We start from the raw sequence: 22,426 nt of genomic DNA, 5'->3' as shown, positions 1-22,426 counted from the left end.
TCCGTCTGTTATAACCTAATATATGTTAGAATTGGAATGTTGAGGAATTTTGTTAAAGAAGAGGTGATTCATATTGAAGAAGGTGAATTTTAAAAAGCGTTATGTGTTGCTGCTTCTAATTTTTATTGGTGTTTTGTTTGCAGTCTATGGGTATAACAAAAGCATCCCGGTTGGATTGTCCTATGAAGGGCGGGAGCATGCAGTCTATGATGCCGACTTTTTATACGATTTAACGTACCTTAAGGACGGCAAGAGGAGTAGTGAACAAGTAATTTTTAATAATATTATAAAGACAATTGAAGAAGCTGAGCAATTTATTGTCATTGATATGTTTTTATTCAATGATGCCTATGATAAATCAGTACAGTATCCGGGCTTGACAGAAAAGTTAACTGCTGCACTAGTTAATAAGAAAAAGGAAAACCCTGCAATTGATATTACTTTTATAACTGATGAAATGAACTCATTTTATGATTCATATTCTACAAAATATATAGATCAATTGAATGCAAGTGGGGTCCATGTAATTTATACGGATTTAAACAAATTAAGAGATTCCAATCCAACTTATTCTGGTTTTTACCGGGCTTTTGTTAGTTGGATAGGGGATTTTGAGAATGGCTGGCTGCCAAATCCTTTTAGTGATGACTCCCCGAGGGTGAAATTAAAATCCTATGCCAAGCTGTTGAATTTTAAAGCCAATCATCGGAAGTTAGTTGCTACTGAAAAGCAAGCGATTGTGACTTCCGCAAATCCGCATGATGCCAGCGGGTACCACTCCAATATTGCTTTTGTTGTAAAGGGTAGGGTTGTTGAGGATATCGTGAACTCTGAAAACAGTGTTGCCGTGATGTCTGATGAGAAGTTTACACCTAATGCGGTGGCGGTGATGGCGAATCCGGGGGCGATTGGAACAGATGGCCAAGATGTAGCTGATCAAGTGAAAGCAAGTTTTATAACAGAAGGAAAAATTAAAAAGCATATTCTTAGGACTTTGAACGAAACGGGAAAGGGCGATGAGGTTAAGCTCGGAATGTTTTACCTATCAGACCGGGATATTATTAAAGCGTTGCTGGCTGCCGCGAATCGGGATGTTTCCGTTCAACTTGTATTAGATCCAAATAAAGACGCGTTTGGGATGGAGAAAAATGGGATACCAAACCGTCCTGTAGCTAGCGAATTAATGGATAAGAGTGACGGTAAAATCAAGATTAGATGGTATGACACACATGGGGAACAATACCATACAAAGCTGTTATTTGTGAAAAAGGCAGAAGAAAGTGTGATCTTTGGCGGGTCGTCTAATTTTACGAAGCGAAATATCGGTGATTTTAATTTGGAAGCGGATGTGAAGATTGTTGCTGATAATGATCATGAGATTGTGAAAGAGATAGAAAGCTATTTTATGAGAATTTGGGAAAATGAGGGCGGCGTTTATACCGCAGATTATGAAAAATATCAGGATGATTCGTCTGTGAAATATTGGGTGTATCGCTTTCAGGAGTGGAGCGGGTTGTCGACGTTTTAGTTGTAGTTAATGGTGGTTTATTTTGTTAATAAGAAGAATGTCTTGTGTACCCGGAGATTGGTACTGGGCGGGGACTTGGTAACGCAAAGTGGTCTTGCGTTCCCGAAGTTGGTGTCGGAGCGGGGACTTGGTAACGCAAGGAGGTTTTGCGTACCCGAAAAGTGTGCAGGAGCGTGGAAATGGTAACGCAAGGAGGTTTTGCGTATCCGAAAAGTGTGCAGGAGCGTGGAAATGGTAACGCAAGATGGTCTTGCGTGCCCGAAGTTGGTGTCGGAGCGGGGATTTGGTAATGCAAGGAAGTTTTGCGTATCCGAAAAGTGTGCAGGAGCGGGAGAACGGTAACGCGAGGTGTTCCCACGTGCCCGAAAGGTGTGCAGGAGCAAGGGAATGGTAATGCAAGATGACCTCGCGTGCCCGAAGTTGGTGTCGGAGCGGGGACTTGGTAATGCAAGGAGGTTTTGCGTATCCGAAAAGTGTGCAGGAGTGTGGAAATGGTAACGCAAGATGGTCTTGCGTGCCCGAAGTTGGTGTCGGAGCGGGGACTTGGTAACGCAAGGAGGTTTTGCGTATCCGAAAAGTGTGCAGGAGCGGGAGAACGGTAACGCGAGGTGTTCCCACGTGCCCGAAAGGTGTGCAGGAGCAAGGGAATGGTAATGCAAGATGACCTCGCGTGCCCAAAAACTATTTTGCACCGCCAACCCGGGTAACTAGAACCGGTGAGTAGTGCCCGAAGCCGAGCTCACAAAGCCAACCCGGTAACTAGAACCGTGGAGTAGTGCCCGAAGCCGAGCTCACAAAGTCAACCCGGTAACTAGAACCGGTGAGTAGTGCCCGAAGCCGAGCTCACAAAGCCAACCCGGTAACTAGAACCGTGGAGTAGTGCCCGAACCCGAGCTCACAAAGCCAACCCGGTAACTAGAACCGTGGAGTAGTGCCCGAACCCGAGCTCACAAAGTCAACCCGGTAACTAGAGCCAGGTCCCAGCCCCCAAACCGCTGCCGAACCCGCCAACCCGGTCACTAGAACTGTAGACTACCCCCCAACCTCCAACCCGCTATTCCTTCGGCCCCTTTGACACATAAGGATTCCCCTTAACCCAAAAGCGCCACGGATACTCCTTAGCCTCGCCGCTGTTATGAATGCCGATTCGTTTTCCAGTAGCAATCCCATCAGCTTCAGGTACAAAGCCATCGGCAATCATAAGTGGAGGTTGCCAAAACGCATAACCATAATCCTCCATCCCGATACCCAGTGCTTTTGTAAGCTTCCCCGGCCCATTCGTTAAATTCCTCAAACTATCCATTTTGCGCCTTTGTTTCATCAGTTCCACGCCATGATATGGCTCAAGGGCACGAATCAGAATCGCTTCTGGTGCCTCTTTTTTCCCACTTACAACATTAACTAGGCAATGGGTGTGCATTTGGTAAGTATAGATATGCCCGGCTTCATGAAACATAATTTCCGTCCTTTTGGTGCGGCGGTTTTGGTAGCTATGTGCTGCTTTATCACCTGGTCCAATATAGGCTTCTGTTTCCACAATAAAACCAGATGCTACCCCTTCATCTGTATTTTTAATTAACAAACAGCCAAGCAGTCTTTGGGCAAGTTCCAACGTTGGTCCTTCGAAAAATTCTTTGCTTTTGATTTTAACTTGGTCTCCGTTCATATTCCGCACCACCTTCATTTAACAGCCATAATCAGCTGATGGTGTATTTTTTATTTGTAAAACCAGAACAAAAGCCGCCTAATCTTATAACTAGAATAGCCGGCTTTTGTTAATTTATTCAATTAATAGTTCGTCTGTATACCATGAGTTCCATAAGTCTCAGGAGTCACACTCATATTTTCAACCTCAATAATCCGCTTTGGAAGTGGAGGATGAGTAGATAGGGCTTCGCATAGCCACACGAAAAATCCCGTTTCCTTTTTCGATTCAAATAAATATTCCTCAACGTTTACATCTTTAAATAACACTTTACCAACAGCGAGGACCATTAATGCGCGCACTGATGCAGCAGAATTATTAATGTAGGCCGCAGCCATTTTATCACAAGTATATTCGCAAGCTCTAGAATAGGCATTGCCTAAAAAAGGAACCCACTGCGCAGGAAAAACTAAAATCTGCTTTGTAATATGGCGTCGTTCAATATGGGCAAGTTCATGAGCAACTACGAACATTAATTCATCATCATGATCCTCTTTCACTAGCTCAACGATATCTGAGTAGAGAACGACAAAATTTCGTCCTAGAAATCTAGTTGCGAAGGCATTTAGAATCCCATTGGATTGGATGATAAACATATCCGGTAGTTTTTCAATCCCCATATCTTGAGCAACTTTAGTAGCTGTTTGGTATAATTTTGGGAATTGCTTGGCGGTCAGTCTGACTCCATTGCTGCGAATATAGGCAATGGAAAGACCATGCATGATTAGGAAAAAAACAAATCCCATAAGTAAATAAACGATACCAACTATGGAGATTACTAGGAAAAGATAGATAATAATACTAATGATCAGACTAATAGTATAATAGGTTTTTTCGTTTGGATGAACCAATCTTTCATTCATCTAAAATCCTCCGCATTTTCTTCAGTTTTAAAAAAGCTTAGTGTTACCATAGCACCTTTACATTTTCATTTCGACAGCTGTATTAAGGACTTCCTGCGGAACGTCTATACTTTCAATGTCATTGTAGCTTTTATAAACGCCTTTTATTGATTGGCTAAGATGCATAGTTTCGCCCTCAGCTGTAAAGTCGAGATCCATATCAACATTGAGTTGTTTTGGTAAATAGGTTTCTTTGTCAATCACAATTTCGTATTTTGCACTATTAATTTTCATAGCGTCATTTAAGATTTCATCTTGTGCCATTTCTGGAGCAACTGATTTCATCGTTTCTTTAATAAATTGATTTAATTTTTCCCCTGAAGCAGATAATTTTAGAATATAGCCGTTATCATCTTCCTTATATGTTAAATCATCGATAAATGATTGCAGCTTTTTCAATTCATCTCCAGGATTGCCTTGTTGGTTTGTTAAGTTCATAAGTTGATCGGACATATCTTTCGGGAATTTCATCCATCCACCTTGGGTAGGGTCATACATAAACATGCCATCTTTTGTTAAATACACTTCTGTGTCCATAGTACCAACTTCTTTACCCATATTCATCTTCATTTTTTGGTACATTTGAATAGGGTCTGCTACATATTTCATTTCAATCGTGGAATCAATCGCCATGTCTCCAACTTCAGGGACACCACTCATGTTTTGCTTTAAATCCATATTTACAGTAAAACTTTTTATCTTTGCAGATGCTTCAGTAGAACGTTCAAAAAGCTGTTCAACAGTTAAGCTGGATTTTTTCTGTTCATTGTTAGTCCCATTCTTCTCCACAGGCTCCGCCGTTTGGTTACAGGCTGCCAGCATCATAATGAAAACGAAGCCAATCACAACTGATAGTGATTTCCTAACCATGTTTACCACTCCTTTTTTTGTGAATGTATTGTTTAAAAATAACAAACTTTCAATATAATACCATAAATTATCTTATGGATAAGTTAAAATCCAAAATTTGTAATAAATAGATATTTAGAATCAGAAGAACATGCCTTCTATATGTGACTTTAGAGATATAAAACAATTTTTTATACGTGACTTTTGACTAAAGTACTAATAATTATTTTCCGATTCAACCATATATGGTAAAAACTAGGTTATCTTTTTTGGAGAAATCTTTCACTAATTACGATATAATAGGACTTTAATAGATATTATTCTGTTAGACTTCCATAAAAGGAGGATTTTTTTGATGAAAAGAAAAGTGAGTATCGACCAATTACATCCTATGATTGATAAAATCATTCATAATATAGAAAAAGTAATCATCGGCAAACGGGAAGAGGTGACGCTGTGCTTAGTTGCCTTACTTGCCCAAGGTCATGTTCTCCTAGAGGATGTGCCGGGGGTCGGTAAGACGATGATGGTACGGGCTATCGCTAAGTCCATGGATGCCTCTTTTAAAAGAATACAATTTACGCCAGATTTAATGCCTTCGGACGTAACGGGAATTTCTATTTATAATCCAAATGAAATGCATTTTGAATATCGTCCGGGCCCGATTATGGGGAATATTGTGCTTGCAGACGAAATCAATCGAACATCGCCCAAGACGCAGTCAGCTTTATTGGAAGGCTTAGAGGAAGGGCATATTACGGTGGATGGGACAACGATGTCGCTGCCGCATCCGTTTATGGTGTTGGCCACACAAAACCCAATTGAATATGAAGGGACATATCCACTTCCAGAGGCACAGCTTGATCGCTTTTTATTAAAAATGAAAATGGGTTACCCAACACCTGCCGAGGAAATCAAAGTGCTTGGAAACGTAGCCGCCGCACATCCAATTGAGGAGCTGGAGCCGGTGTTAACATTAGATGACTTGTTATTGCTCCAAAAAATGGTAAAGGATGTATTTGTCGACGAAACTATAAAGACGTACATTGTTGAAATAGCAAATAGCACAAGAAATCATTCATCCATTTATTTAGGTGTCAGCCCGAGGGGGTCAATTGCGTTAATGAGAGCTGCGCAAGGCTTTGCTTTTATTAGCGGGCGTGATTATGTGATTCCGGATGATATTAAATTTTTAACGCCATATGTTTTTGGGCACCGGATGATTGTAAGTTCTGAATCAAGCTATAAACATATTACAGCTGATGAAATCCTTACGGAAGTATTGGATCACATTCAAGTTCCGATTCATAAAGCGTGGTGACAAAAAAACTGATGAGAAAGCTAGTAAACCCGCTTAAAGTCTTAGGAAAAATTATCTTTTTAGCAGCAGGGGCTGCAGTTTTATATGCCTATGCTATGTTTCAAGGCGGCTTTGTCAGCTGGTTTCTTTTTTATAGTTTCTTGCCTTTTCTTCTTTTTTCCCTTCTGTTTGCTCTTTATCCGTTCTGGAATTGGAAGATAGAGAGAATCATTGATATGCATAAGACGTATGAAGCGGGGGATACAGTAAAAGTCCAAATTCAACTGATGAGGAAGCTGCCATTCCCACTTTATTTTTTAATCATCACAGATACATTTCCGGCAGAAAAAGGTGAACATAAGTTGGTTCTTTATCCGTTATTTAAACGGAAAATGACGGTAACTTATGAGCTAACTGAAATATCGAGGGGAGAGCACTTTTTTGGAGACATAACGGTTAGTTCGGCTGATTTTTTAGGCCTTATAAAAAAGGAGTACTCCTTTCAGGTAGAAAGCAAATTAATTGTCTATCCAAAACGGCAGCGCTTGAATCTATCTTTCCTAGATAAGCATATTGGCGAAGGTGCCTTGGCAAGGGGACTTGATCTTAAAAACGAGACGATAATGCCAACTGGTACCCGTGAATACCAGCGCGGTGACCGGCTGTCTTGGATTAACTGGAAAATGACAGCAAGAAAGAGCACCTTGATTTCAAAGGAGTTTGATAGAACAGAAGACCACCATTATGTCATTTGTATGGATCGGTCCCGGGAAATTAGTCCAGATAACTTTGAAAAAGTTGTTCACTATACTGCTTCATTCATGGAGGGGCTCTATCCAACAGGTCATCCTTTCACGCTTATTTCTGGTGGAGCGGACCGAAATGTTTTCTCATCAAAAAAATCGATGGAAGGGCGCAATCAACTGCTCTACCATTTTGCGATTGTGACAAATGATTCCCCACATATACTGCCGCAAGTGGTTGAAAGAGAAAAAGCGGCGTTCCCGGAAAGAAGAACGACTATCCTAGTTACGGACCGCATCACCCCTTCCTTGTTAAATTGGCTTGAGGGATCGGCGAACAAGCAGGGGAAAGTCATTGTTATGCTTACATCCCTAGAAAGCATGCAGAAATACAGCAAACAGCCCATTCATCAAAATATAATCATAAAAGCGATAGATGAAGATGTTGCTTTTGCAAGACTTGGGGTGAATACAGTATGACCAATCACCATCGCTTTCATCTATATAATTTTGTTCTGTATATTTTAGGATTTATTTTATTTTGGGAGTGGCTGCGACCGCTTGAAGTTGTAACAGATACAGGGAACAGTATATATTTTGTGACTTTTGCAGCAGTATGTTTTCTATTATATTTTTTAAAATTGCCTATTTGGGCGTCCATTCCGATACGATTCGTATTTTTATTATATATATTGCATGCCCTCTTTTTTGAAGGCTCATTTTTGCAATTGGAATGGCTTTATCGCTTTTATGCAGATATAGTCATGAATTCACAGGCATTGTTAGGGACGCAATGGTTGGAATTGACCGATTTATTCAGGAGCTTTTTATTTCTGATTTTACTATGGGTTATGAGTTATTTGATGCACTACTGGCTCATGCAATTGAAGCGGGTTTTCGGATTTTATATCCTTACCATTATTTATTTAGGGGTTCTAGATACATTTACTCGGTATGATGCAAGTGAGGCAATTGTCCGGACGATAGTGGTTGGGTTTTTCATGCTGGGTTGTTTGCAAATGGCTCGCCTAAGAGAAAAGGAAGGCGTTAAGCTACGTGCTGCCTTTCTGTTTCCGTTGGCTTTGATGATTGCCTTTTCAATCACGATTGGTATACATGCACCTAAAGCAGGGCCACAATGGCCTGATCCAGTTCCTTTTATTAAAAGTGCTGCAACCGGGCAGTTTTTAGGAAGCGTTGTACAGAAAATTGGTTATGATGACGATGATTCAAGGCTTGGGGGCTCGTTCCTTAATGATGAAACAACCGTTTTTACTGCGGAGGATCAGAAGTCCCATTATTGGCGAGTGGAATCGAAGGATTTTTATACCGGGAAGGGCTGGATTGTATCCGAAAAAGCACCGCAACTCGTAATTGATAAAGATCGTATTAATCTAGGTATTTTTGAAAATGTGGATAAAGAAAAAAATGTAAAAGCAAAGATTTCCTTTAAGAATAGCAGTCCTTACCCGCATATTGCTTATCCTGCAGACCTTCGCTCACTACAACCGCAGGACGAGAATGTGCAATTAATGGCTGACCATTTTACAGGAAAGCTTTTTGCGAAAAAAAATGAAGGTAGAGTGCAGCTTCTTACCTATGAGGTGATCTATGATGAGCCTACCTTTTCAATAGAAGCTTTAAAACTCGCCAATGGAGGCGACAATGCCTATGTTAAAGGAATCTATACACAGTTGCCTGAGACACTTCCAGAACGAATTGAAATGCTGGCTAAAGAGATTACAAAAGACAAGCCTACAAGATATGAAAAAGCGAAGGCAATTGAGACCTACTTTTCTGGGCATGGCTTTATCTATGATACGAAAAATGTTGATATGCCAGGTGAGGATCAGGATTATGTTGATCAGTTTTTATTCCAGTCCCAAAAAGGGTACTGTGATAATTTTTCATCCTCGATGGTTGTCCTCTTGCGGTCGATTGATATTCCGGCAAGGTGGGTAAAGGGTTATACAGAAGGAGAGCGTGTTAAAACGCTTGATAATGGAGCGGGACTTTATGAAGTGAAAAATTCAAATGCCCACTCGTGGGTTGAAGTGTACTTCCCAGGAATCGGCTGGGTACCGTTTGAACCGACGCAAGGATTTAGAAATCCAAATACATTTACAGTAAATACGACACCGGAAGTTTTGCAGTCTAATCAAGACGTGAATCAGCAAAAACAAAATAAAGAGAATGAGAAAAAGGCAAATGAATTCAATCATGCCAAAAATAACATGAGTGGCATTTCCTTTAAGAATCTAAACGTCCCTTTGAAAGAAATTAGTATTTTCGCTGTTGTAGCGTTATTGCTGATAGGATTATTAATTGGGCTTAAGCCAAAGTGGTATCCGTATTGGCTATTACTGATGTATCGAATTCGAAAAAATAAGCTTGACCCAAAACGAGCGGTGGATACCCTCTTTTTGTTGCTGGAAAATAGGGGACTGAAAATTCAAGGTGGGGAAACGCTTAGAGAGTTTGCGAGTAGGGTAGATGCCAAATTAGGAAGCACTGAGATGAAAAAAATGATGGATGTTTATGAAAAACTTTTGTACTCTAAAAAAGAACAATCATCTGAGGACTTGAAAATAATCTGCGATTTATGGGAAAAATTAGCGAATAGGATATTTTCTTGACCAAAGGCTTTGTCGTTGGTATGATAAATACGAATAATAGACGTTGTTTTAAAGGGAATGTTCGTTGTTTTGGAATACCCGGATTTGTTTAGGGATTGAAAATGTCGATGATGATGTCGATTACTGTTGAAACAAAAGTTTTGATAAAATAAAATGAATACATCTTTCCTTTATATATCCTCGATAATACGGTTCGAGAGTCTCTACCGGATCACCGATAATGATCTGACTATGAAGGCAGACTAACGTAAAGCTGGAATTCTGCCTTTTTATTCGTAAGAGAAATACGGGTGGCAATATTCTAGCTTTTCTTTTTACATAGTGTCCAAGTAATTTATTTTTAGGAGTGAATATAGTGGAAATTAGAGAACAAGTGAATGAAATGATTTTAGTACTGGATTTTGGCAGTCAGTACAACCAATTGATTACACGAAGAATTCGTGAATTTGGAGTTTATAGTGAGCTTCATGACCACGAAATTAGTGTTGCTAAAATTAAAGAGTTGAATCCAAAAGGGATTATTTTATCAGGCGGACCTAATAGTGTTTACGGTGAAAATTCTTTTGGTTGCGACGATGAAATCTTTGAATTGGGTATTCCGGTATTAGGCATTTGCTACGGTATGCAATTAATGACTCATAAGCTAGGCGGTAAAGTAGAAAAAGCAAATAATCGTGAATATGGAAAAGCTACGATTAAAGTTGAAAACCAATCTAAAATTTATAAAGATCTACCTCTTGAGCAAGTGGTATGGATGAGCCATGGCGATTTAGTTGTTAATACTCCAGAAGGCTTTGTAGTGGATGCGACAAATCCATCTTGCCCAATTGCGGCCATGAGCAATGAAGATAAGAAGTTTTACGGTGTTCAATTCCATCCGGAAGTACGCCATTCAGAGTTCGGAAATGATATGTTGAAAAACTTCGTATTTGAAGTGTGTGACTGCGCTGGAAATTGGTCTATGGAGAATTTCATTGAACTCGAAATTAAGAAAATCCGCGAAACTGTTGGCGATAAAAAAGTACTATGTGCATTAAGTGGTGGGGTTGATTCGTCAGTTGTAGCGGTATTAATCCATAAAGCGATCGGCGATCAACTTACATGTATGTTTGTCGACCACGGCCTCCTTCGTAAAGGTGAAGCGGATAGCGTTATGAAGACATTCAGTGAAGGCTTCCATATGAACGTCATTAAAATTGATGCACAAGAGCGCTTCTTAGGAAAATTACGCGGCGTTTCTGATCCGGAAAAGAAACGGAAAATTATCGGTAATGAATTTATTTATGTATTTGACGATGAGTCCGCGAAGCTTGAGGGCATCGACTTCTTAGCCCAGGGAACTCTTTATACAGATATTATTGAAAGTGGTACGAAAACAGCGCAAACGATTAAATCGCACCATAATGTCGGCGGTTTACCTGAAGATATGAAATTTAAATTGATTGAGCCATTAAACACACTGTTTAAGGACGAAGTTCGTGCGCTTGGTACGGAATTAGGCATTCCCGATGAAATTGTATGGAGACAGCCGTTCCCAGGCCCCGGTCTAGGTATTCGTGTTCTAGGTGAAATTACTGAGGACAAGCTTGAAATTGTCCGTGAATCAGATGCCATTCTTCGTGAAGAAATTAAAAATGCCGGCTTAGAACGCGACATTTGGCAATACTTCACAGTACTTCCTGATATCCGCAGTGTTGGGGTAATGGGTGATGCAAGAACGTATGATTATACGATTGGGATCCGTGCTGTAACATCAATCGATGGTATGACTTCAGACTGGGCACGTATTCCTTGGGAAGTGTTGGAGAAAATCTCAACTAGAATTGTTAATGAAGTAGCACATATTAATCGTGTTGTGTACGATATTACAAGTAAGCCACCAGCAACGATTGAGTGGGAATAGTAATTATTGATCTAAATACGAATGTTTTTCATTTTATTGTGATAAACGTTCGTATTTTTTTATTGACGATAGTTAGTGTTCCTGCTACAATATGAAATGTAAGTTTTAGCGGAATAGTGTAAAAGAACGTCGTATAATGTCGGGGATATGGCCCGAGAGTTTCTACCAAGCTACCGGAAATGGCTTGACTACGAGGTTATTCGAAAGGGATGAAGTATGCCCCTTTCAAGTATTCTTCGATTATAGTCTAAGCTCCTAGTATTTCCGTACTAGGGGCTTTTTTCGTTATCGGAATTTCTATTATCGAGGAATGTACTTTTTTAAATTAGGCTTCGCATCATGAAATCACAGGAAGATTTTATAGTGCCAAAATTAAAAGGAGGATTTCGTATGAAAAAGTATTTCCAGTTTGAACAGCTTGGAACAAACTACAGAACAGAAATTATTGCCGGCCTTACAACATTTTTATCTATGGCTTACATTCTGTTCGTAAATCCAAGTACATTGGCTTTGGATGGGGTTAAGGATTTCCCGAATGAGCTAAGAATTAATAAAGAAGCTGTATTTGTTGCGACGGCATTCGCAGCTGCTTATGGATCTATTTTTATGGGTGTTTATGCAAGGTACCCGCTAGCCCTTGCGCCCGGAATGGGATTAAATGCGTTTTTTGCTTACACAGTTGTGCTAGGAATGGGAGTACCTTGGGAAACTGCTCTTGCTGGTGTATTCGTTTCAGGCCTTATCTTTATCATTCTTTCTGTTTCAGGTATTCGTGAAAAAATCATTAACGTCATACCAAATGAATTAAAGCACGCGGTTGGTGCTGGTATCGGTTTGTTTATTACTTTTATCGGTTTAAAAAATGCCGGCATTATTGTTTCGAATCCAGCTACATTCGTAGCTTTATCAGATCTAAAAGATCCAAATACATTGTTAACTCTTTTTGGTTTATTAATTACCATCGTTTTAATGGTTAGAAAAGTAAATGCAGCCGTCTTTATCGGAATGGTAGTAACAGCGGTTGCTGGTATGATTTTTGGATTAATATCTGCGCCTGATAAATTAATTGCCCCTGTTCCAAGTATTGCACCGACATTTGGAGCGGCAATCGCTCATTTAGGAAATGTGTTTACACCGCAAATGCTTGGCGTTGTCTTAACATTTTTCATTGTAGACTTCTTTGATGCAACTGGAACACTTGTGGCTGTGGCAAATCAAGCAGGTCTTATAAAAGATAATAAGTTGGAACGCGTCGGAAAAGCATTAATGGCAGATGCGACTGCTGTTTCTCTTGGAGCAGTTCTAGGAACTTCATCAACAACATCTTACGTTGAGTCTACAGCTGGGGTTGCAGCTGGTGGACGCTCTGGGTTTACAGCTGTTGTAACGGGCATTTGTTTCTTGTTAGCTTTATTCTTCTCTCCATTACTAGGAGTCGTAACAGCGGCTGTAACAGCACCGGCTCTTATTATAGTCGGCGTACTAATGGCAACTTCTGTTGGCAGTATTGATTGGAGAGAGTTTGAAATCGCTGTTCCGTCTTTCTTTACACTAATCACAATGCCTTTATCATATAGTATTGCAACGGGTATTGCAGTTGGTTTCATTTTCTATCCGATTACAATGGTTGTAAAAGGACGTGCCAAGGAAGTACATCCGATTATGTATGGCTTATTCCTACTATTCCTTGCGTACTTCTTATTCTTAAGATAAAAGCTGACATTTTCTTTCTTATAATCAAAGAACATATAATAATTGAAAGTACCCAAACATGGCTTTGGGTACTTTTTTATTTGTAAAAAGGTAGAAAGCTGTTGGGAATAACGGTTTTCCTATTCGCATGTTAAAAGTGTATACTATTATGAACGTTTGTTCAGATGATTTGGACAGAGCAAGCGTAGTAATAGGTAATAGAGTGCGAATGGCGGCTTGATTCAAGCGGTAAATGAGACCTTTCTATTTTTAAATAAAATAGTGTTGACTTTTAAACTAGCAACATGGTAATATATTAAAGTTCCCTTTAATGGACAAGACGATTTTAAAAGACTTTTAAAAAAAGTTATTGACTTCTACGAAAAGAAATGTTATTATTAACCTTGTCGTTAAGACAACGCAATAATATATGATCTTTGAAAACTAAACAAAATGTCAAGCGTGCAAATAAAGTTGAACATTAAGTTCAACACAAGTCAGTTTAATTTTGAGCAATCAAACACTTTTTGGAGAGTTTGATCCTGGCTCAGGACGAACGCTGGCGGCGTGCCTAATACATGCAAGTCGAGCGGATGACGAGGAGCTTGCTCCTCTGATTCAGCGGCGGACGGGTGAGTAACACGTGGGCAACCTGCCTGTAAGACTGGGATAACTTCGGGAAACCGGAGCTAATACCGGATAACTCATAAGACCACATGGTCTTATGATAAAAGATGGTTTCGGCTATCACTTACAGATGGGCCCGCGGCGCATTAGCTAGTTGGTGAGGTAACGGCTCACCAAGGCGACGATGCGTAGCCGACCTGAGAGGGTGATCGGCCACACTGGGACTGAGACACGGCCCAGACTCCTACGGGAGGCAGCAGTAGGGAATCTTCCGCAATGGACGAAAGTCTGACGGAGCAACGCCGCGTGAGCGATGAAGGCCTTCGGGTCGTAAAGCTCTGTTGTTAGGGAAGAACAAGTATCAGTTAACTGCTGGTACCTTGACGGTACCTAACGAGAAAGCCACGGCTAACTACGTGCCAGCAGCCGCGGTAATACGTAGGTGGCAAGCGTTGTCCGGATTTATTGGGCGTAAAGCGCGCGCAGGCGGTTCTTTAAGTCTGATGTGAAAGCCCCCGGCTCAACCGGGGAGGGTCATTGGAAACTGGGGAACTTGAGTGCAGAAGAGAAGAGCGGAATTCCACGTGTAGCGGTGAAATGCGTAGAGATGTGGAGGAACACCAGTGGCGAAGGCGGCTCTTTGGTCTGTAACTGACGCTGAGGCGCGAAAGCGTGGGGAGCAAACAGGATTAGATACCCTGGTAGTCCACGCCGTAAACGATGAGTGCTAAGTGTTGGAGGGTTTCCGCCCTTCAGTGCTGCAGCTAACGCATTAAGCACTCCGCCTGGGGAGTACGGTCGCAAGACTGAAACTCAAAGGAATTGACGGGGGCCCGCACAAGCGGTGGAGCATGTGGTTTAATTCGAAGCAACGCGAAGAACCTTACCAGGTCTTGACATCCTCTGACAATCCTAGAGATAGGACTTTCCCTTCGGGGACAGAGTGACAGGTGGTGCATGGTTGTCGTCAGCTCGTGTCGTGAGATGTTGGGTTAAGTCCCGCAACGAGCGCAACCCTTGTCCTTAGTTGCCAGCATTCAGTTGGGCACTCTAGGGAGACTGCCGGTGACAAACCGGAGGAAGGTGGGGATGACGTCAAATCATCATGCCCCTTATGACCTGGGCTACACACGTGCTACAATGGATGGTACAAAGGGAAGCAAGACCGCGAGGTGGAGCCAATCCCATAAAGCCATTCTCAGTTCGGATTGTAGGCTGCAACTCGCCTACATGAAGCCGGAATCGCTAGTAATCGCGGATCAGCATGCCGCGGTGAATACGTTCCCGGGCCTTGTACACACCGCCCGTCACACCACGAGAGTTTGTAACACCCGAAGTCGGTGGGGTAACCTTTTGGAGCCAGCCGCCTAAGGTGGGACAGATGATTGGGGTGAAGTCGTAACAAGGTAGCCGTATCGGAAGGTGCGGCTGGATCACCTCCTTTCTAAGGAAAATAAGGTACGCTTCGACATTTTGTTTAGTTTTGAGAGTTCATTTCTCTTATGAATATATTTAACTTAATATGAAATAATAAGATTATGGGCCTGTAGCTCAGCTGGTTAGAGCGCACGCCTGATAAGCGTGAGGTCGATGGTTCGAGTCCATTCAGGCCCACCATAATCATTATTTGGGGGCTTAGCTCAGCTGGGAGAGCGCCTGCTTTGCACGCAGGAGGTCAGCGGTTCGATCCCGCTAGTCTCCACCAAAACTTGTTCCTTGAAAACTAGATAATCGTAAACATTCATATTTACTGTAAGAAAGTTCTTATTAGCACTTGTACTATTTATTAGAGAGTGCAGTGAGACGAATTAGAAGCGAGGAGTACGCGGAGGCGAGCTTCTGAGGACCGGAGTGTACGTTTAAAGGGTACATGAGGACCGCAGGAAGCGAAGCCGACAAAGTAATCCGAAGCTTATCATTCGTCGAACAGGTTAAGTTAGTAAGGGCGCACGGTGAATGCCTTGGCACTAGGAGCCGATGAAGGACGGGACTAACACCGATATGCTTCGGGGAGCTGTAAGTAAGCTTTGATCCGGAGATTTCCGAATGGGGAAACCCACTGTTCGTAATGGGACAGTATCTTTACCTGAATACATAGGGTATTGAAGGCAGACCCGGGAACTGAAACATCTAAGTACCCGGAGGAAGAGAAAGCAAATGCGATTTCCTTAGTAGCGGCGAGCGAAACGGAAACAGCCCAAACCAAGAGGCTTGCCTCTTGGGGTTGTAGGACACTCTATACGGAGTTATAAAGGAATGAAGTAGGTGAAGTGGTCTGGAAAGGCCAGCCAAAGAAGGTAACAGCCCTGTAGCTGAAACTTCGTTCCCTCTTGAGTGGATCCTGAGTACGGCGGGACACGTGAAATCCCGTCGGAAGCTGGGAGGACCATCTCCCAAGGCTAAATACTCCCTAGTGACCGATAGTGAACCAGTACCGTGAGGGAAAGGTGAAAAGCACCCCGGAAGGGGAGTGAAAGAGATCCTGAAACCGTGTGCCTACAAGTAGTTGGAGCCCATTCATGGGTGACAGCGTGCCTTTTGTAGAATGAACCGGCGAGTTACGATCCCGTGCAAGGTTAAGTCGAAGAGACGGAGCCGCAGCGAAAGCGAGTCTGAATAGGGCGTCAAGAGTACGTGGTCGTAGACCCGAAACCAGGTGATCTACCCATGTCCAGGTTGAAGTCCAGGTAACACTGGATGGAGGACCGAACCCACGCACGTTGAAAAGTGCGGGGATGAGGTGTGGGTAGCGGAGAAATTCCAATCGAACTTGGAGATAGCTGGTTCTCCCCGAAATAGCTTTAGGGCTAGCCTTAAGGTAAGAGTCTTGGAGGTAGAGCACTGATTGGACTAGGGGCCCCCATCGGGTTACCGAATTCAGTCAAACTCCGAATGCCAAAGACTTATCCTTAGGAGTCAGACTACGAGTGATAAGGTCCGTGGTCAAAAGGGAAACAGCCCAGATCACCAGCTAAGGTCCCAAAGTGTACGTTAAGTGGCAAAGGATGTGGAGTTGCCCAGACAACCAGGATGTTGGCTTAGAAGCAGCCACCATTTAAAGAGTGCGTAATAGCTCACTGGTCGAGTGACTCTGCGCCGAAAATGTAACGGGGCTAAACGTACCACCGAAGCTGTGGATTGACACTTACGTGTCAGTGGTAGGGGAGCGTTCTAAGGGCTTTGAAGCTAGACCGAAAGGACTGGTGGAGCGCTTAGAAGTGAGAATGCCGGTGTGAGTAGCGAAAAGACAGGTGAGAATCCTGTCCATCGAAAGCCTAAGGTTTCCTGAGGAAGGCTCGTCCGCTCAGGGTTAGTCGGGACCTAAGCCGAGGCCGAAAGGCGTAGGCGATGGCCAACAGGTTGATATTCCTGTACCACCTCTTTACCGTTTGAGCAATGGAGGGACGCAGTAGGATAGGGTAAGCGCGCCGTTGGTTGTGCGCGTCCAAGCAGTTAGGCTAATGAGTAGGCAAATCCGCTCATTGTGAAGGCTGAGCTGTGATAGCGAGGAAAATATAGTACCGAAGTTCCTGATTCCACACTGCCAAGAAAAGCTTCTAGCGAGGTAGAAGGTGCCCGTACCGCAAACCGACACAGGTAGGCGAGGAGAGAATCCTAAGATGCGCGAGAGAACTCTCGTTAAGGAACTCGGCAAAATGACCCCGTAACTTCGGGAGAAGGGGTGCTCTGGTAGCGTGTAAGCGTGAGAGAGCCGCAGTGAATAGGCCCAAGCGACTGTTTAGCAAAAACACAGGTCTCTGCGAAGCCGTAAGGCGAAGTATAGGGGCTGACACCTGCCCGGTGCTGGAAGGTTAAGAGGAGGGGTTATCCGCAAGGAGAAGCTCTGAATCGAAGCCCCAGTAAACGGCGGCCGTAACTATAACGGTCCTAAGGTAGCGAAATTCCTTGTCAGGTAAGTTCTGACCCGCACGAAAGGTGTAACGACTTGGGCACTGTCTCAACGAGAGACTCGGTGAAATCATAGTACCTGTGAAGATGCAGGTTACCCGCGACAGGACGGAAAGACCCCATGGAGCTTTACTGCAGCCTGATATTGAATTTTGGTACAGCTTGTACAGGATAGGTAGGAGCCTGAGATACGTGAGCGCCAGCTTACGTGGAGGCATCGGTGGGATACTACCCTGGCTGTATTGAAATTCTAACCCACGCCCCTGATCGGGGCGGGAGACAGTGTCAGGTGGGCAGTTTGACTGGGGCGGTCGCCTCCCAAAGAGTAACGGAGGCGCCCAAAGGTTCCCTCAGAATGGTTGGAAATCATTCGCAGAGTGTAAAGGCACAAGGGAGCTTGACTGCGAGACCTACAAGTCGAGCAGGGACGAAAGTCGGGCTTAGTGATCCGGTGGTTCCGCATGGAAGGGCCATCGCTCAACGGATAAAAGCTACCCTGGGGATAACAGGCTTATCTCCCCCAAGAGTCCACATCGACGGGGAGGTTTGGCACCTCGATGTCGGCTCATCGCATCCTGGGGCTGTAGTCGGTCCCAAGGGTTGGGCTGTTCGCCCATTAAAGCGGTACGCGAGCTGGGTTCAGAACGTCGTGAGACAGTTCGGTCCCTATCCGTCGTGGGCGCAGGAAATTTGAGAGGAGCTGTCCTTAGTACGAGAGGACCGGGATGGACGCACCGCTGGTGTACCAGTTGTCTTGCCAAAGGCATCGCTGGGTAGCTATGTGCGGACGGGATAAGTGCTGAAAGCATCTAAGCATGAAGCCCCCCTCGAGATGAGATTTCCCATTCGTAAGAAGTAAGATCCCTCAGAGACGATGAGGTAGATAGGTCTGAGGTGGAAGCGTAGCGATACGTGGAGCTGACAGATACTAATTGATCGAGGACTTAACCAAATAAGTGAATATGAATGCAGATTATCTAGTTTTGAAGGAACAACCTTCAAGTAAATAACTGTTTGGTGACGATAGCGAAGAGGTCACACCCGTTCCCATTCCGAACACGGAAGTTAAGCTCTTCAGCGCCGATGGTAGTTGGGGGCTGTCCCCCTGTGAGAGTAGGACGTTGCCAAGCGATTAAAAAAGAGTAGCACATTAGCTACTCTTTTTTTGTATGTAAAAATGTTATGTTGTTTATTTAAATATGCTATTTTACTCATATAATAAGGGTGATCATTAAACAGTAACCGGCATTTAAATTAACAAAAAAGCCAACTTTACTAAAGTAAAGTAGACCAGTAAATAGGTACTAAAGCAGAGGAAAAGCAAGTAAACAGTCACTAGCAAGGGCAAGTAGAGCCTGAATGCTACAGAAAATCTAGTATGCGGTAACTAGCAGGACCAAGTAGAGCCCGGAAGCAGAGGAAAAAGGAGTGTGCGGTAACTAACAGGACCAAGTAGAGCCCAGAAGCAAAGGAAAAACGAGAGCACAGTCACTAACAAAGCCGAGTGAACCTCAAATAGGTGGAGAAAAGCCAGAAGTTAATAATACAAGAGCCCCTCGCGTGCCCAAAAGTAGAACCCGAGCTGGCATCCGGAAACGCAAGAGCCTCTCACATGCCCAAAAGTAGAACCCGAGCCGGTATCCGGAAACGCAAGACCATCTCGCGTCCCCGAAAAATACACTAAAAATTGTTCACCCACAAAGTTAACATAAAAAGAGGCTGACTCCCTTGAGCCGGCCTCTTTTATTCTTCTAATTTCTTCACTGAAATCTTCTGCCGATACAAATCGTCGGGAATGAGGCGGTGTAGGTGAATAATCAATAGACCATTTTGATAAACAGCATCAACACGGTCCTCCTTCACAGGAAACGGTAAATCGATTTTTCGTTCAAAATGGCCATTAAATAATTCATCTTGAACTAATCTGTATCCTTTATAACGCAAATTGATATCGCCTTTTAACTCAAGTGATTGATAATCGATATAGACATCAACATTATTAATATCATTTAATCCAGGAATATTTGCCAAGATTAATAGTTCATTATCGGTTTTATAGACGTTTACTTGGGGAAAATAATTATATTGAAGGATGCCTTCAAAGTTGCTTAAAAATCCATCGCCTAAAAAGGAATCAAGGTTTTTGCGCCAATCCTGCCAGTTTTTGAATGGATCCATCGGTTTCTCCTCCTTTTGGTCCAACACTTATCTAGAATACGATATGATAAACGTGGAAAAGAAGTGTATGTCTAATGTCAGAGTTCTGTGACAAATTGGGACTATTTAGGAGCAATTTTTCAGTTAAAATAAAGAAAGAGGAGCGAACCTTTTTCAAATCGTGTCAGATATTGTAAAATAATGAATAATAGTATTTGATAAAAGATAGGAAACCTCAAGGGAGATTCGCGATGACAGAAAAACCAAAAAAGAAAAAGTTTGAAGTTCAAGATGGTGAAACAATTTCTGACTGTTTAGACCGGATGGCGCTGGAAGGCTATCAGCCCATTAGAAGAATGGAAGAGCCAATTTTTATAGAAGTTAAAGAGGGCAGCCACGTCTCTCAACAAGTTCATAGGCAAAAAATTATTTTTGAGGGAAAATTAAAATAGTAAAAATGAAGCAAGTAAATGCGGGTAAAACCCGAACATTAAAATCATTGGAAATAAAATTGTTCGATATTTGTTGACAGTCTAAAGAAATGCTTGTTAAAATTAATGAGTAAAATGAAAAGCCAGCATCGCCTCATATATCATTGGGAATATGGCCCAAAAGTTTCTACCTGATTACCGTAAATAATCGGACTATGGGGAAGGTATATTTCATCAGTGACTTGACCTCGCATAAGGAATGGCTATTTCTTAATTTCTTTATGTATTCATGTCCAGGTGTGGATTCCTTTCTCTAAAACGAAAGTATCTACCCTGGATTTTTATTTATATATAAATAGGAGGATTTTTCCATGAAGCAACCTTTAGTAGGGGTTATTATGGGGAGTACATCTGATTGGCCGACAATGGAACATGCTTGTGCTATTTTAGATGAATGTCAAATTCCTTATGAAAAGAAAGTAGTATCCGCACATCGAACACCAGATTTAATGTTTGAATATGCAGAAACAGCAAAGGAAAGAGGAATTAAAGTAATCATTGCTGGTGCTGGCGGTGCAGCCCACCTACCAGGAATGGTTGCAGCAAAAACCACACTTCCTGTAATCGGCGTACCAATTCAGTCAAAGGCATTGAATGGGTTGGATTCATTGCTTTCGATTGTGCAAATGCCAGGTGGTGTTCCAGTGGCAACGGTAGCAATTGGGAAAGCCGGTGCTACAAATGCAGGCCTTTTAGCCGCGCAAATCCTCGGAACACAATACCCAGAAATTGACGAACGCTTAGTAAAGAGACGTATTGAAACTCGAGATGCTGTATTAGAAAGTAGTGATAAGCTTGAATAAGCAAAGAATAGTGCCGGGGCAGACTATCGGCATCATTGGCGGCGGGCAGTTAGGGCGAATGATGGCTATTGCTGCCAAGGAAATGGGCTACCGAGTTGCTGTTATGGAACCAACGAAGGATTCCCCGTGTGCCCAAGTATCTGATATCGAAATTGTGGCACCTTATGAGGATCTAGAGGCTGCCAAAAGATTAGCGGAAGTTAGTGACGTGATTACGTATGAATTTGAAAATGTAGATCACGAGGTTCTGGGCTGGCTTGAAGAAAATGCTTATTTACCGCAAGGCAGCAAACTTATCAAGATTACCCAAGACCGCGCCAATGAGAAGAAAGCGATTGTTGGAAGTGGGGCAGAGGTAGCTTCTTACGTTCTTGTTAATAATATAGAAGATTTACAGGCTGGACTAGAAGAGCTTGGCATGCCTTCTGTTTTAAAGACAACGAGAGGCGGATATGACGGTAAAGGCCAGGTTGTTATCAGAGAGGCCAAAGATATTAGCGAAGCCGAGAAACTTCTTTCACAGGGTCAATGTGTGTTGGAAAAATGGCTTTCATTCCAAAAGGAAATTTCAGTAATCGTGACAAGAAGTGTTTCAGGAGAAGTCAGCACATTTCCGGTAGCGGAAAATATTCATGTTGATAATATCCTATCACAATCCATTGTTCCGGCAAGGATTGATAACAAGATTGCTGAAAAGGCGACTGAAAAAGCTATTAATCTTGCAAAATCCATCAATATGATTGGCACATTAGCGGTTGAAATGTTCCTAACGAATGATGGCGACATTTATATAAACGAATTGGCACCAAGGCCGCATAACTCTGGCCATTATACGCTAAATGCCTGTGAAACATCACAATTCGAACAGCATATCCGTGCGATTTGTGACTGGCCGCTTGGAAAGCCTGACTTATTGAAGCCGGTTGTTATGGCTAATATATTAGGGGAGCATGTTCATCCGGTTTTAGATAAGATTGACCAGTTTTCAGATTGCAAGCTGCATTTGTATGGGAAATCAGAAATTAAAGAAAAGCGTAAAATGGGCCATCTTAATATCTTAGCGAATACTGTTGAGGAAGCCTTGCAAAAATATGATGCACTAGATATTTGGGGACACGGGGACAGGTACCTTGTCCCAGCAGATACAATTTTGATAAAGAAATAGATGGAGTCATAGGGAC

The 22,426-nt window shown here is 42.6% G+C and carries 13 protein-coding genes, 2 tRNA genes, 3 rRNA genes and 3 riboswitches; of the genes, 14 read left to right on the top strand and 4 right to left on the bottom strand.

The window, feature by feature from the left end:
• Window positions 1–82: 82 nt before the first annotated feature.
• Window positions 83–1,528, top strand: a complete 1,446-nt coding sequence (locus ACNQFZ_RS09095) for a phospholipase D family protein (RefSeq protein WP_458415353.1) — start codon at window positions 83–85, stop codon at window positions 1,526–1,528.
• A gap of 1,054 nt (window positions 1,529–2,582) precedes the next feature.
• On the opposite strand, the gene ACNQFZ_RS09090 is transcribed toward ACNQFZ_RS09095, so the two are convergent.
• The 3 genes from ACNQFZ_RS09090 to ACNQFZ_RS09080 form a co-directional block, all read right to left on the bottom strand.
• The gene (locus tag ACNQFZ_RS09090; RefSeq protein WP_458414951.1) at window positions 2,583–3,194 is read right to left on the bottom strand and encodes a DNA-3-methyladenine glycosylase; all 612 of its coding nucleotides are present in this window, start codon (window positions 3,192–3,194) and stop codon (window positions 2,583–2,585) included.
• Window positions 3,195–3,316: 122 nt separating this feature from the next.
• A complete protein-coding gene (locus ACNQFZ_RS09085; protein ID WP_458414950.1) occupies window positions 3,317–4,096 on the bottom strand; it encodes a M48 family metallopeptidase in 780 nt (259 codons plus the stop codon).
• A 57-nt stretch (window positions 4,097–4,153) separates the two neighbouring features.
• Window positions 4,154–5,005, bottom strand: a complete 852-nt coding sequence (locus tag ACNQFZ_RS09080; protein WP_458414949.1) for a DUF6612 family protein — start codon at window positions 5,003–5,005, stop codon at window positions 4,154–4,156.
• Between the two features lie 334 nt (window positions 5,006–5,339).
• Here ACNQFZ_RS09080 and ACNQFZ_RS09075 point away from each other — a divergent pair, with 334 nt between their 5' ends.
• The 10 genes from ACNQFZ_RS09075 (at window position 5,340) to rrf (ending at window position 18,924) form a co-directional block, all read left to right on the top strand.
• The gene (locus ACNQFZ_RS09075; protein WP_458414948.1) at window positions 5,340–6,305 is read left to right on the top strand and encodes an AAA family ATPase; all 966 of its coding nucleotides are present in this window, start codon (window positions 5,340–5,342) and stop codon (window positions 6,303–6,305) included.
• A gap of 11 nt (window positions 6,306–6,316) precedes the next feature.
• Window positions 6,317–7,507 carry a DUF58 domain-containing protein gene (locus ACNQFZ_RS09070; RefSeq protein WP_458414947.1) on the top strand — a complete coding sequence of 397 codons (1,191 nt, stop codon included), beginning with the start codon at window positions 6,317–6,319 and terminating at the stop codon, window positions 7,505–7,507.
• On the top strand, window positions 7,504–9,663 hold the full coding sequence (locus ACNQFZ_RS09065; protein WP_458414946.1) for a transglutaminase TgpA family protein: 2,160 nt from the start codon (window positions 7,504–7,506) through the stop codon (window positions 9,661–9,663). Before ACNQFZ_RS09070 ends, ACNQFZ_RS09065 begins: the two co-directional genes overlap by 4 nt.
• A 150-nt stretch (window positions 9,664–9,813) precedes the next feature.
• Window positions 9,814–9,915, top strand: a riboswitch (purine riboswitch).
• A gap of 109 nt (window positions 9,916–10,024) precedes the next feature.
• On the top strand, window positions 10,025–11,566 hold the full coding sequence (gene guaA / locus ACNQFZ_RS09060; protein ID WP_458415352.1) for a glutamine-hydrolyzing GMP synthase: 1,542 nt from the start codon (window positions 10,025–10,027) through the stop codon (window positions 11,564–11,566).
• A gap of 109 nt (window positions 11,567–11,675) precedes the next feature.
• Window positions 11,676–11,777, top strand: a riboswitch (purine riboswitch).
• A 179-nt stretch (window positions 11,778–11,956) separates the two neighbouring features.
• Window positions 11,957–13,279 (top strand): NCS2 family permease, encoded by a 1,323-nt coding sequence (locus ACNQFZ_RS09055; RefSeq protein WP_458414945.1) that lies wholly within the window; start codon window positions 11,957–11,959, stop codon window positions 13,277–13,279.
• A gap of 503 nt (window positions 13,280–13,782) precedes the next feature.
• A 16S ribosomal RNA gene (locus ACNQFZ_RS09050) occupies window positions 13,783–15,329 on the top strand.
• A gap of 96 nt (window positions 15,330–15,425) precedes the next feature.
• Window positions 15,426–15,502: transfer RNA gene (locus ACNQFZ_RS09045), tRNA-Ile, on the top strand.
• A 12-nt stretch (window positions 15,503–15,514) separates the two neighbouring features.
• Window positions 15,515–15,590: transfer RNA gene (locus ACNQFZ_RS09040), tRNA-Ala, on the top strand.
• A 224-nt stretch (window positions 15,591–15,814) separates the two neighbouring features.
• Window positions 15,815–18,746, top strand: a 23S ribosomal RNA gene (locus ACNQFZ_RS09035).
• A 61-nt stretch (window positions 18,747–18,807) separates the two neighbouring features.
• Window positions 18,808–18,924, top strand: a 5S ribosomal RNA gene (gene rrf / locus ACNQFZ_RS09030).
• The 16S, 23S and 5S rRNA genes sit together here with 2 tRNA genes alongside, the layout of an rRNA operon.
• A gap of 613 nt (window positions 18,925–19,537) precedes the next feature.
• On the opposite strand, the gene ACNQFZ_RS09025 is transcribed toward rrf, so the two are convergent.
• The gene (locus ACNQFZ_RS09025; RefSeq protein ID WP_458414944.1) at window positions 19,538–19,972 is read right to left on the bottom strand and encodes an Hsp20/alpha crystallin family protein; all 435 of its coding nucleotides are present in this window, start codon (window positions 19,970–19,972) and stop codon (window positions 19,538–19,540) included.
• A 230-nt stretch (window positions 19,973–20,202) separates the two neighbouring features.
• Between ACNQFZ_RS09025 and ACNQFZ_RS09020 the strand changes: the two genes are divergently transcribed.
• The 3 genes from ACNQFZ_RS09020 (at window position 20,203) to purK (ending at window position 22,410) form a co-directional block, all read left to right on the top strand.
• Window positions 20,203–20,403 carry an NETI motif-containing protein gene (locus tag ACNQFZ_RS09020; RefSeq protein WP_458414943.1) on the top strand — a complete coding sequence of 67 codons (201 nt, stop codon included), beginning with the start codon at window positions 20,203–20,205 and terminating at the stop codon, window positions 20,401–20,403.
• Between the two features lie 113 nt (window positions 20,404–20,516).
• Window positions 20,517–20,618, top strand: a riboswitch (purine riboswitch).
• A 135-nt stretch (window positions 20,619–20,753) separates the two neighbouring features.
• The gene (purE, locus tag ACNQFZ_RS09015) at window positions 20,754–21,245 is read left to right on the top strand and encodes a 5-(carboxyamino)imidazole ribonucleotide mutase (RefSeq protein WP_458414942.1); all 492 of its coding nucleotides are present in this window, start codon (window positions 20,754–20,756) and stop codon (window positions 21,243–21,245) included.
• Window positions 21,238–22,410 (top strand): 5-(carboxyamino)imidazole ribonucleotide synthase, encoded by a 1,173-nt coding sequence (gene purK, locus ACNQFZ_RS09010; RefSeq protein ID WP_458414941.1) that lies wholly within the window; start codon window positions 21,238–21,240, stop codon window positions 22,408–22,410. Before purE ends, purK begins: the two co-directional genes overlap by 8 nt.
• The last annotated feature ends 16 nt before the right edge of the window (window positions 22,411–22,426 follow it).

It is taken from the genome of Schinkia acidoalkalinis (assembly GCF_054301215.1).
Note: the sequence above shows the minus strand (reverse complement) of the source record. Positions and strands in the feature narration are given on the sequence as shown.